This is a genomic window from Paenibacillus algorifonticola (assembly GCF_050481745.1).
In the GTDB taxonomy this organism is placed as follows: Bacteria; Bacillota; Bacilli; order Paenibacillales; family Paenibacillaceae; genus Pristimantibacillus; species Pristimantibacillus algorifonticola_A.
In genome coordinates, this window is sequence record NZ_JBCNGR010000043.1 from 46,703 (window position 1) to 59,452 (window position 12,750).

Annotated in this window: 6 protein-coding genes, 2 pseudogenes and 1 CRISPR repeat array; all 8 genes and pseudogenes read right to left on the reverse strand. The window is 53.8% G+C overall.

The window, feature by feature from the left end:
• Window positions 1-142 precede the first annotated feature (142 nt).
• Window positions 143-2,413: a heavy metal translocating P-type ATPase gene (locus ABEW34_RS28570; RefSeq protein ID WP_430164161.1), complete on the reverse strand. Its 2,271-nt coding sequence runs from the start codon at window positions 2,411-2,413 to the stop codon at window positions 143-145.
• Between the two features lie 472 nt (window positions 2,414-2,885).
• Window positions 2,886-3,452: a CRISPR direct-repeat array (repeat unit 33 nt; unit sequence GTCGCACTCCATACGGAGTGCGTGGATTGAAAC).
• A 183-nt stretch (window positions 3,453-3,635) separates the two neighbouring features.
• Window positions 3,636-4,470, reverse strand: a pseudogene (locus tag ABEW34_RS28575) (Rpn family recombination-promoting nuclease/putative transposase).
• 148 nt (window positions 4,471-4,618) lie between these two features.
• Window positions 4,619-4,927: a rhodanese-like domain-containing protein gene (locus ABEW34_RS28580; RefSeq protein WP_430164164.1), complete on the reverse strand. Its 309-nt coding sequence runs from the start codon at window positions 4,925-4,927 to the stop codon at window positions 4,619-4,621.
• Between the two features lie 114 nt (window positions 4,928-5,041).
• Window positions 5,042-8,047: a VWA domain-containing protein gene (locus ABEW34_RS28585; protein WP_430164179.1), complete on the reverse strand. Its 3,006-nt coding sequence runs from the start codon at window positions 8,045-8,047 to the stop codon at window positions 5,042-5,044.
• Window positions 8,037-10,022, reverse strand: a complete 1,986-nt coding sequence (locus ABEW34_RS28590) for a vWA domain-containing protein (RefSeq protein ID WP_430164167.1) — start codon at window positions 10,020-10,022, stop codon at window positions 8,037-8,039. The genes ABEW34_RS28585 and ABEW34_RS28590 overlap by 11 nt, the downstream gene beginning before the upstream one ends.
• Before the next feature lie 68 nt (window positions 10,023-10,090).
• Window positions 10,091-11,131 carry a DUF58 domain-containing protein gene (locus ABEW34_RS28595; protein WP_430164170.1) on the reverse strand — a complete coding sequence of 347 codons (1,041 nt, stop codon included), beginning with the start codon at window positions 11,129-11,131 and terminating at the stop codon, window positions 10,091-10,093.
• A complete protein-coding gene (locus tag ABEW34_RS28600) occupies window positions 11,128-12,117 on the reverse strand; it encodes an AAA family ATPase (RefSeq protein WP_430164173.1) in 990 nt (329 codons plus the stop codon). Before ABEW34_RS28600 ends, ABEW34_RS28595 begins: the two co-directional genes overlap by 4 nt.
• Window positions 12,118-12,133: 16 nt before the next feature.
• Window positions 12,134-12,750 (reverse strand): annotated as a pseudogene (locus tag ABEW34_RS28605) (phage tail tape measure protein); the annotation flags it as partial.

Sequence of the window (12,750 nt, forward strand, 5' to 3'; positions counted from 1 at the left end):
GTTCAGGCTAATCAGGCATAAAAAAAGCATTCGCGGCAGCTGTGCCGAAAATGCGGTATCCCTGCTTGGCGCTGGCCCTCATCATTATGTAGGTTAGACGTAGTAACTATACCATCGTTTTTCCGTATTTGTCCACCTTGCGCTAAGCAGCGAGATGCTTGTGCCGCCGCAAAATATAACTCAGCCGCATCGCATTTCCAACGACAGACACGGAGCTCAGCGCCATCGCTGCCCCTGCCATCCATGGCTCCAGCAGACCGACGGCGGCAAACGGCACAATACTGCTGTTATATAGGAAGGCAAGCAGCAAGTTCTGCTTAATATTGCGCACCGTCAACCGGCTTATGCCAAGTGCATCAACAATCGCAGTCATGCGCGGCTGAAGCAGTGTTAAATGTCCGGCGGCGAGTGCCGCTTCCGTACCATTGCCCATCGCAATGCCAACGTCGGCAGCAGCAAGCGCAGGTGCATCATTCCAGCCGTCGCCAGCCATGCCGACCCGCTTGCCCGAACGTTTAAGCTGCTCTACCAGCTCCAGCTTCTGCTCTGGCAGCAATCCGGCGAACACTTGCGTAATGCCTGCTTGGCGGGCGGCATTTAGGGCAGGAATTTGGTGGTCGCCTGTTGCGAGCATCACCTGCAGTCCATGACGTTGAAGCTGCTGAACAGCAGCAAAAGAATGAGGTTTAACCCGGTCCGCAAGTGAAATAGCCCCGATGAGCAGGCCATTTGCCGCTACATATAACAGTGTTTCTCCTCTTTTTTCCCGTTCTGCGCAAAAAGCAGCTAAAGCTGCGGCGACCTTTGCATTCGCTATCCACTGCTCGGATTTGGCAAAGGTTGCATTTCCGACGGCAACTCGTCTTCGCTCCACTACCGCTTGAACGCCTTTGCCGGGAAAATAAACCGTTTCCGACGCGCTTGGCGGCGTCAAACCGACTCGCCCCGCTTCACGCCCTATCGCTTGCCCTAGCGGATGAGTGGAACCCGCTTCGGCGGCAGCGGCCAAACGCAGTACAGCCGAGCGAGTCTGATTTGGCGCAGCCCACAAGGCGCTAACTTGTGGAGTTCCCTCGGTGAGCGTACCGGTTTTATCCAGCAGCAGCGTATTAAGCCGGGCGAGCCGCTCCAGCGCCCCGGCTTGTTTCAGCACAATGCCCTGCTGCGCCAGGCGGCCAGAAGCAATAACGAGTGAAATAGGCGCGGCAAGCCCCAGAGCACAAGGACAGGCGGCGAGCATAACAGCGACCCCGCAGCGGAAAGCTTGATGCCAATTGCCGGGGTCCAGCAGCACCAGCCAAAGCACGAAGGTGCAAGCCGAAAGGGCGAGCATCGCCGGAACGAACCAAGCGGCCACCCGATCCACCTGCTGCTGAATCGCAGATTTGGAGCGCTGCGCCTGACGAAGCAGCTCGCTAATGCGGCTGAGCAACGTCGCATGCCCCGCAGCGGTTGTACGGATTCGTTGCATCGCTCCCACATTCGTTGTTCCTGCCCAAATTCGGTCTCCCGCCCTTTTAACGACCGGCAAGCTTTCTCCTGTCAGCAGCGATTCATCCAATTCAGTTTCCCCGCTCGTTAAAACGCCGTCAACCGGGACCGTCTCACCCGGCGCAATGCGCACAATCTCGCCTTCCCGTACGAAAGCGGTCTGTACACTGACCCACTGGCCTGCCCGTTCTACAGTTGCGGATTGCACCTCCAATTGACTGTACCCGCCCGCCTCATCCTGCGCCCGTGATGCAGCTGTCATCTCCAAGTATTTGCCAAGCAGCACCGCGCTAATAACGACAGCAGAGGTTTCAAAATAAAGCGGCAGCGTATGTTCAGCAGTAAACGTTTCTCCAGTCGGAAGGCGGGAAAAAACAATAAAATGGCTGTATAAATAGGCGGTAGACGTCCCTACCGCTACCAGCACGTCCATATTCGCCGCCCGCGAACGCAGCGCATGGTAAGCGCCGATATAAAAAGGCAGCCCAATAACAAATTGAACGATTGTAGCGAGCGCAAGTTGAAGCCATGGATGCAGCAGCCAAGCCGGAATGGGAAGGCCGCTTAGCAGCGGGAGATGCTGGGTCATCCCGGCAAGCAGTGGCAGCGTAAGCAGCAGCGAGATCATAAGCCGAATGCCGAGGGCGCTGCGCTCCTGCTTCCACTGCTCTTTGCTGTGCTCAGCTGTTGAAGCTTGAAAACCGATGTGATCGATTTTCGCCATAATCTCCTCAGAGCGCAAGCTTTCAGGCAAAAACTGTACCCATGCCGATCTTGCGGGATAGCTGACGGCGACCGACTGTACGCCTTCCATTTTGCCCACGGCTTTCTCGATTCGAGCCGCGCATGCTGTACAGCTCATGCCGCCCACTGCATATTGCAAAGTCACGCTTTTTTTACTCTCATTATGCCGCTGTTCCAATGACACACCCGCCCTTTCGCCATTCAATTACACCAGCCCCGCAATATTTGAAGATCAATTCATATTGATTTATAGCCTTTGTATCATCATATGTTCGGTAGGGGGCTGACATGTGTACAGGCAGAGGTTAACCATATGGATCAAGCGTAAAGAGGGTGTGAGCAGGGTTGAGCAGGCGTTGCTGATTTTTGATGGCAGCTCTTATTTCAAGTAGAGATAGAAGCGCATTTGTAAGCAGAATACGTATACGTTTTTATTTCGATAAACCTCATAAACCTAGACCGTATTTTTGGTGCGAATGTGAAGCTAACATAAAAACCCTAGGTCACTCGCACCTCAGATTTTGTCGATTTAAGTCGAATAATTGCTCTTTCAGTAAAAGTCAATACCTTATCCCTTTTTTATTGCATTATTTTTATTGAAAAATTGCAGCATTAATGCCATTATGGAATTAATTATGTAATTATTCGCTGTCGCACTCCATACGGAGTGCGTGGATTGAAACCAATGTAAACCTGCATTTCGTCGCCCGTGGTGATGTCGCACTCCATACGGAGTGCGTGGATTGAAACTTGTGTGAAGCCCTTCTTTTTACGTAGCTCCTTAGTCGCACTCCATACGGAGTGCGTGGATTGAAACCATAACCAGCCTATGCAAAGCTTCACGAGCCTCAAGTCGCACTCCATACGGAGTGCGTGGATTGAAACATCAACGGGCTATTCGCCGGTATATCAAACAATGTCGCACTCCATACGGAGTGCGTGGATTGAAACGGATGCACTAGCAGCACAGCAAAAAGCTTCAGCGTCGCACTCCATACGGAGTGCGTGGATTGAAACGTCATCATAGTAGCCAAATACCTCATATAGCAGCGTCGCACTCCATACGGAGTGCGTGGATTGAAACTGTTTGCCATTCCGGCACCTCCGTATTTTTTATGGTCGCACTCCATACGGAGTGCGTGGATTGAAACCACGGTGTATCGTGATTGTAGCCATGCGCCCACGTCGCACTCCATACGGAGTGCGTGGTTTAAAACCCTTCGGATACTGGATGATGATGATCCTGCACTCTAACTTGTCACACTCTAAAAGAGTGAGTTGATTGAGATGGATGAGGTCGGAAATAAAACAAAGATCAATTGACGATTTTATTTGTAAAAACATTCCCTTAAAAGACAAAACGAGCCGACCGTAATGGGTCGGCTCGTCGCTATTTTTTACTACAACGACTTTAAATCAATTATTTCTTTCTCAGATAGTCCGGATGCCTCGATGATCACGGAAAGCTCAACACCAAGAGCAAGGAGCTTTGTGGCAATTTCCTTTTTCGCCTCCGCCTTTCCTCTTGAGTTAGCTGCTTCGTACATCGACGCCTCATCATGCAAAAACTTCTGGCGATCTTCATACTGTCTTCGTGCTTCTAAATCCTGACTCAAAAATTCCAGCGTATCCATGGCCTTTTTTAGTACCGGTTCATTCATCGTTAGCACCTCCCATTTGGATTGATCTGCACCTTTCAGGAATAACAGCCAGTTCACAAGTCCGCCTTCCTCAATTGAAATGGCCTGTTCGTCTAGCTTCGGTAGTTCCAGAAAGTGAATTTCAATATCGTCAATTAGTGAAATGCCAGTTCGATCTTCCCGTAGATGAAATACGTTATGATACAAATCATTCGACAGCAAGGCGTAGTTCAAAATATTAATAGTCACGCACCGTTTCAGTTGGCTATAAGGCTGCCCTTCCTGCAATTGCCCAGAGTATTGCTTACTCCAATAGAAAAGCGTTCTTTTCTCCGTATCATATTTATTAAAAAGCTGCATTTCAACATTAATTATTTCGCCCTCAGTTGTCCTGGCTCGAATGTCTAGAATGGACTGCTTGTCGCGAGGAGAATCCTTATCTGTATAGGGGTTGAGCAAAATAATCTCTTTCAATGGGGGGCCTTCCAGCCTCATCAAATGTTCGGTTTAAAAAGGTTAGCAGGACATCCCGATTCTCTTCACTTCCAAAAATACGTTTGAACAAAAAATCATTTCTTGGATTTAGCAGATTCATGAAGGATCAGCTCCGTTTAAGATTTATTATATCATGATTAATGCCTTTTTTCCGAATTGCAGAAAGTGAAAACCAACCCAAAAAGAAAAGCAACTTTGCAACCGCTTGTTGGCGGATTACAGAGCTGCTTTTGATTTTAATGTTTATGCTACGCTCCAGTCACAATGGCTCCCGGCCAAGCGAGCATGCCGCCCGTCATATTAGTGACGGAGTAGCCCTGTGGCGCGAGAAAGCCGCATACTTTGCCACTGCGTCCGCCGCTGCGGCAGACGAAAATAATATTTTCATCCTTAGGCAGCTCATCCAAACGCTCCTGAATTTCAGACAATGGCAAATGCGCTGCTTCGGCAATATGTCCCTCTTCCCACTCCTCAAGCTCACGAACGTCGATTAAATGAAACTTTTCCTTATTATTCAGACGCGCCTCTACTTGCTCCGGCGTGATTTCGTTATACATCGTTACGTCAGCTCCTCAAAAAAAATCGTTTATGTGCATTGTAACTTTCGACGCCGCCATTGTCCATTCCTCTAAACAAAACCAACATTCTAGCCTAGCAGCCTTTCAAAAATGCTACCGCTTGCCGCGCTTCTTCGCGGCAAGCAAACGATTGACCGTCGCCTGGCCGTCAGCTGGGTTTGTCTCTGGATTCGCAGGCGGAGCTGATGGCTGACTGCTTGTGCCTACAAATTTATGCTGCCGGTCATGTTGCTTGCCAGCCTGGCCTTGTCCTTCCGGCTGCACAGCCTGGTCTCGATTTGAGCCACTAGCAGTCTGCGACGAATGGATCGCGGCTCGCTGCACGCCAGCAAGGTCTGCACCAGCCCCCTTCGCCTGACCAGATGCTGGCGAGGCGGAAGCCACGTCACTTGTGCCTGCTTGCTCACCATAAAAGCCTGCGGTGCGGCTTTTACGCTGCTGCAGCCTGCTCATTGCACCTGACGGCACTGCGGCGGCTGGCTCTTTCCTCTGCAAACGTCCGCCCGCTAATCCAAGCCTCGCCAAAAGCATTCGCCCGATTCGCTGCCAAGGCAGCGACAGCCGGCGCAGCAAAATGTCGAGCAGCCACAGCGCCAAAATCAATAGGAGCAGCTCACGCGTCCAATCATAAGGCTGCCCTGACTCTACCGGATTGAAGCGGTAAACCTCCTGCGGCGCGTCTAGCGACAGCAGGCGTCCGCCGGTAGCGGTCGCGAGCTGCTGAAGTGCTTCTGCTCCATTTTCACCCGTCAATCGATACTCAGGCGAATAGGGGATGACAAAACCTGTCGTCGTGCCACTGCCCGTATTCGGCGTTGCCGCTCCCGCTGCAGCGGTCTGTTCACTCACTTGCATTAAATACACGCCCGGCTCAGACACCGGAAGGCTTGCCGCATATTCGCCCGGAGCCGCGGGAAGCGGAGACAACGTCGTGCTAGTGCCCGTTTCGTCCGTGACCACAGCCGACAGCTTCGCTGCCGTATCAGTGCCTTCGGTGCGCAAGCGCAGCATCGCCTCGCGGCCGTCCAGCTCCGCTGTTGCGGAATACGGCGTGCTCTCGAACTGGGGAAACGTCCATTTAATCCACTCAGCGAGCACATTAGGCAAGGCGGACCACTGCACCCAGTCCCGTGACCATTTTCCAGTCAAGTCGCTCGTCCAGGCTACCGTTCGTCCTGAGCCATAAGCCCAGCGTGCCAAAATCGGATCGCCTTGTGGGGATAGCAGCGCGACCTCTGCCGTTTCCTTCGCTGTCGTTGCAATGTACGCCTGCAAATCCGGCAAGCCATTTTGCCACATCGTCGCCCAACTGCCGGCTTGCCCGATGAGCGGCGGAGCATTTTGCTCCACAATATAGGTTCGTGACATTAACACCGTCTCACGGCTGAAAATAGCCGGAAGCGTGCTTTCATCATTTGTAAAATAAAACCGTCCCTTTGCCTGCTTCGCAAGCTGCTCCAGCATCACCTGATCCGCACCATCTCCGACTGCAACTGTAGACATTGTCATTTTATTGTCGACCATGCCTTGTGTCAGCGCAGCATATCCCGGATTAGAAGCCGATTGGCCATCGGTGAGCAAAATAATATGCTTGCGCTGGGCATCCATTTCCAGCAGCTTGTTGTAAGCGGTATCCAGAGCCGGGAAGATCTCCGTGCCCCCATCAGCCTGAATCCCCTGGATTTTACCCAAAACATCGTCCCGATTCGTCAGCTTGGTCGGCTCCACGATCCACCACGGCGCCGAGTCGAAGGCGACTACGCCTACCGAATCCTCGGGACGCATTAGCTCAATCGTTCGCATCGCCGCTTCCTTCGCGAGCTCCAGCTTGCCGCCAGACATACTGCCAGAACGGTCAATTACTAATATCAAGCCGAGCGACGGAAGCTGACGCTTGCCCTTCAAATCCATGTAAACCGGCAGCGCCTTCTCGATAGTTGTTTGAAAATAGCCGCCCAAGCCAAAGCTGTTGTCTCCACCTAGCATGACTAATCCAATGCCATAATCGCTGACCGCTTTGCCTAGCCACTCCATCGGTTTTGCCGCAATGCGGGTTGCCGGAACATTATTTAAAATAATGCTGTCATAGGCGGCATATGAAGCCAGCTGCACAGACAGCCGCTCAGGAGGAATCGTCTCGTAACGAATGAGTGAGGCTTTCAAAGCCGCCTCCACATTGCCCGATGAGTCCGGCACGCCTTCGACAATAAGCACAGCGGGCGGGCCGCTAACTCTGCTGAAAGCATAAGCCGTATTGTTCTGCCCCTGTTCATCCCCTTCGGCATACAGCTCGGCCCGGAAACGGTGAAAGCCCGGTTCAAGCGCAGCGCTTTGCAGGGCAAAACGATTTTCGCCCGGCTCCAGCACGATATCACTTGTCGAAAGCTCACGGTTATCTTCATAGAGCCTCAGCTTGGCCGTACCAGATGATGTGCTGTTAATTGTAAACTCAAACGTAAACTTCTCGCCCTGACGCAGTGTTTGCGGAACGTCCATCGCTTCGAGCGAAGCGTCCACCCGCTGCGGGGCAGCTATCGGAACGACATCCACCTCAATGCCAGCATGCTTTAGCAGCTCCGCTTGGCGCAGCATGCTTCCGGCGTTTTCAGCGCCATCGGAGAGCAGCACGATTTTTCCGCCACCGGCTTCATGCAGCATGCCAGACGCAAGCCGCAGCGCCTGAGACAGATCCGTGAAATTTTCATTCACACCTGATCGAAACGTATATCGTTCCGCACTTGGAAGCTCATCAGTCGAGAGCACCTTATCAATGACCGCATCCAGTCCGATGGACACAATTCCGCTCCGATCCCCTTCGTCTTTCGCCGCCGAGGCTTTGGCAATCCACTCGCCTAAAGAGGCATCGGCATTGACGGATGCGGAACGATCCGCTACAAAAATAACGTTTCGCTGCTCGACACGCCAGTATGGCTGCACGCCAGCAGCAATCGCAATGACCAGCAGCAGAATGAGTGCGCGCAGCGCAATGGCTATCTTTTTACGATTGCCCTGCAGCCGCAGCGTACCTTGAATCATCCACCACACCGCCACTGCCCACGGGATGAGAAGAAGGAGCGCCCAAGGTGAATCAGCCTGCATTCCCACGCCTATACACCTCCCATTCCACCAGCATCAGCGCCAGCAGTGCCAGCGCGAGCCATGCGGCAAAAGCATTTGCAGCATTTGCCGTCTCCACGCTGCCCGCAGCGATTCTCGCATCAGCTTGATTTTGACTTGTCTCAGAGGAAGCAGCTGCAATCGGCTTAATATCGGCAGTTGCAGACATCGATGCACTTTCGGAGGAAGCCGCTGTTACAGCAAGCATCCTCTGGCCGATCGTTTCCCCTTCTAAGTTTTGCTCCATTAAACGGTACAAGCCCGGAACCGCTGGGGCGATAGCTGGTTCTTGCGAAGCAAGCGCCGCAGACAGATTGCGGTCAGGCAGCGATTTTTCGCTATAGCCGCCTAAAATTTCAATCATTTCCCACTTGGCACTTACTGTTTCATTTAAAAAAGCAAGCTCGAGCGCACTTCCGGCATCCGCCGTCCCTAGCTGAGCCTGACTGCCACCGCTCATCCAGTCCGCAGCCTGTACAATTAGCACGGGAAACTCGGGCCGCAGCGGCAAATCGCTGCTTTGCATATCAAAAGCAAAGCGCAGCTGCGGCCTGCCTTGCACCGAGCCTGCATAAATAGCAGGCATGCCGCCATAGGTGACGATAGCTTCTCCCCAAGTCCCGGCATCCTTCACCTTCACCATCCGTCCGATATGGGTATCTTCAAATGAAAGGTAGGCGGTAACGGGATGGTCGGCTATCGCCACCCTGCTATTCGCAGGCGAAGCCGTCTCTTCCCCGGTCGCTTCTGGATGATCAATATACCAGACGGGCTTGGAGGAAAATAACTCCTGCCAGCTTTTGTCCGTACGAAGCTTCGCTGTGTCTCCATCCATAATGACCCAGTCGAAATCCATAACATGCTCCTTGGAAGGAACGTATTGTGCTGGATCGACCTTTATCGTTTTTACGCCAGCGAGCTGGAGCGCTTTTTCCAAAAACAAGTTGCCGGATGTTGCCAAAAGCACCTGCTGAGCTTTAGATACAAGCGGAAACTGATAGGCGATATTGTCCGCCGCATAATCATCGGTCGCTCCGCTGATTTTGGCCGTATAATAGCTTGCCTCTTCCGGCAGGCCATTCATATCTACACTCATCCAGCCTCCAGCCTCAAGCTTGACCGACTTCGCCGCCGCGGGCTCCGTTTCCCGATCCGCATATACGGCAAGCTGAATCTGCTTGGAAGCAGCGCTGTCGTTGCGTAGCGTCACTACGCCTGCCCGCTTGCCATCCTCCCCAACTGCCGCATGAATGCCAAAATACGAAATAGCACTATTATTGCTACCAGCTTGTGGGGCAGAAGGCTTGAATTGCTCAAGATTAGCATGAAGCGTCAGCAGATTAACGGAGTCCGCATCCTGCCACCTGCCATCGGACAAAAGCAAAATCTGTCCGCCTTGTTCATTCGCAAGCAGCGAGTCGGCTAGTGATAAAGCCGCTACGTTGTCCTGAGTACTGAAATCTGGGGTTATGGCTTTCAACTGCTGCAGCACGAGCTCATGGTCCGTTTCCTTGGACAAAATAATGCGAGGCTGCTCGCCTGTTACAAGCAAAGTAATGAGCTCGCCTTTCGGCTGCTCGCTCAGCCACAGCTCCGCCTGCTGTACAGCGGCGTGCAGCATGCTGCCTTGCGAGCTTCCTCCGGGCATAGCCGCTGTCATGCTTGCGGAGCGGTCAAGTACGATGACGGTATGACTGCCGCTGCGGCTATCGGCGGTAAGATACGGCTGCATGAGCGCCAGCACTAATACGGCAGCTGCGAGCAGCTGCAGCAGCATAAGCGGGCGGGTACGCAGCTTTTGCCATGGACGATTCGCCTCCTGCTCGCGCAGCATGCGATTCCACAGCATATGGCTCGCAATTTCGGTGTCCATATACGTGCGCTTGAATAAATACATTAAAACGATGGCTGGAAGCGCCAAGCCGAATAAGGCAGATAGCGGCGATAACAGCTGCATTTCTCCTCCTCCTTTCACCCAAGTTGCAAGTTTCTCCTCACATCAGTTCCCGTTCAAACTTAACTATCTTAACTATGACTGTGCAGCACACCAGCGCGCAGCAGCGTATGCTGAACCGTTTGCTCCATCGGCTTGCTCGTATCAATAAAAATATAAAGCGCTCCGCGCTCTGCGCAAAGCTTCTTAAGATGATTGCAGTAATCATTGACCGTAACGCGATATTGCTCGAGCAAACGGCTGCCTAAAGCAACCTCCTTGCCCGTGCCGAGTTCACTGTCGAGCAAATTCAGTTCACCTGTCAAAGCTGGGTTTAGCTCCTCTGGGCTCAATAAATGGAGAAAAACAACCTGCTGCCGAGCAGCAAGCAGGCTGAGCAGCATCTCCTCAATGCCCGCTTCATACATCGCATCGGATACGACCCAAGTGACGCCTGTACGATGCGGAAGCTGACCAGCCTGCTGAATAGCTTCCCTCATAGACAGGGCTGCCGGCTGCTGTTCCATTGCTCTTCCTAGACCCGTCATAGAAGGGTTAAGCCCGTCGCCCTGTTGAAAAGACGGCTTCTCCGTTCCCCGTTCCAGTGCCGCCGCCAAAAAATGAAATAAACGCGCAGTGGAGCCCCTGCCGCGAAGCGAGGGAAGCTCTGCGGGAGCTGTGCCGCCAAACAGCTTGACCGCAACGCGGTCCTCGCCTGACAGCGCAGCGTATCCGCCGCTGGCCGCCAGCTGCAAGGCGCAGCGCAGCTTGTTTGCTTGTTCGCCGCCAAAGTTCATCGATGGAGATACATCAACGTACACATGCAGCGTAAGCTCCTGCTCATCCCAATATTGCCGCATATACGCTCTGCCTGTTCGGCCGTATACATTCCAATCCAGGCGGCGAATGTCATCGCCTGGCGCATAAGGACGATAGTCTGCAAATTCCTGCGAGCCGCCAAGGGTGCTAGAGCGGCGCTTGCCAGCCATCGACCCCTTCACCCGGCTGCCCGCGGCCACTTTCATCCGCTCCAAACGATGCAGCAGCGAGGAATCGGGAAAAAGCTTGGCTAAGTCACCGCTGAACGCTGAATGCTGGACTCCGCTTCCAGAACCGCTGCCTTGCCCATTCATCTTGTCAGCTCCAATGCGCTTAGGATGGATTCGGTCATTTGATCCGTCGTTATGCCTGCTGCCTGTGCCTCGTAACCGAGCACAACCCGATGCCGAAGCGCTGGCACAGCTACCTCGCGAATATCGCTCCACGATACATGCAGCTTTCCGCTGCAAAGCGCCCTTACCTTGCTGACCGCCACAATCGCTTGCAGCGCCCGCGGTCCGGCGCCAAATCTGACATATCGCTTCACATCATCAGGAGCATCTGCTTCAGCAGGATGTGTCATCATCACTAGCCTGACCGCCAAGTCCAGCACATCATCAGCGACCAAAATATGCTTGGCATACAGCTGCAGTTCGGTCAGCTCTTCCGCGGTCATCTTCACTTGGGCACGGGGCTGAGCAGCCGCCGTTGTCCGCAGCACAATTTCTTTGAGCTCCTCGCGCGTCGGGTAGCTGACGCCGATTTTGAGCAGGAAGCGGTCAAGCTGCGCTTCTGGAAGCGGGTATGTCCCCTCTTGCTCAATTGGATTTTGCGTCGCCAATACAAAAAAAGGACGCGGCAGCTGGCGGGTTTCTCCGCCAGCTGTCACCGTGCCTTCCTGCATCGCTTCAAGCAATGCGCTTTGTGTTTTTGGCGTGGCACGGTTAATTTCATCGGCCAGCACCAAATTGCCGAAGATCGGTCCGGGCTGGAAGCTGCGTCCCGCCGCGCCCTGCTCGGTAAAATCGATCAGCGTCGTTCCCGTAATATCTGCCGGCATAAGATCGGGCGTAAATTGAATCCTTGAATATTGCAAGGAAATCGTATCCGCCACCGTGCGGACGAGCATTGTTTTTCCGAGACCGGGGATACCTTCCAGCAGTGCATGTCCGCCTGCCAGCAAGCACCACAATAGCTGCTCGACTACCGTTTTTTGCCCTACAATGACGCTTCCAATTTCCTCTTGCAATGCAGCGATATGTTCAGCCGCTTGTGTAATCTGTTCCTTTGATTCAATCATTTGTCCACCTCGCTCCTTATCGATTCGGCTGTATGTTGTCGAAATATTGCTTTACTTTATCCTGCATGGCCTGTGGCAGCTGGGATCGTCCAAGCGTTTTTTTGGCTTCGGTCGCATATTCGCTGTACACTTCCTCGTAAGGGCGTGTCATGCCGTCAATCATCGGCGACTTGCCGCCCGTTTGCTCCTGGCCGCCAGTGGATGGTCCGCCATCCTCCTGCACATTGCCCTCACCCGCCATCGTGCGCGGCGTTGTTACAAGCGTTCGTCCGCCCGCTCCAGTACCACCCTGCAAGCCTCCTTGCCCACTGCCCGAGCCACTGCCAGCACCTTGGCCAGCTCCGGCCCCGGCGCCTGTCCCTGAGCCAGCACCGGCTCCGGCTCCAGCACCGCTAGACGAAGGATCGCCGCCGCTGCCAGAGGCGCCGGAGCTTCCCGGCGCCGCACCCGATCCGGGCTCGCTCGGCGAGCCCGATGCTCCGCCAGCGCTGCTGCCGCTAGGCGAGCCATTGCCGGAGGCCACCGCTGCCCAGCTCGGCGGCACGGTACCGCCGCTGGCAGCCAATTGGCCCGCCAGCGGCTGTCCGCTTTGCCCAAGCTGGCTCGCCATTGCGCTAGCCAGCTGCTCCAGCT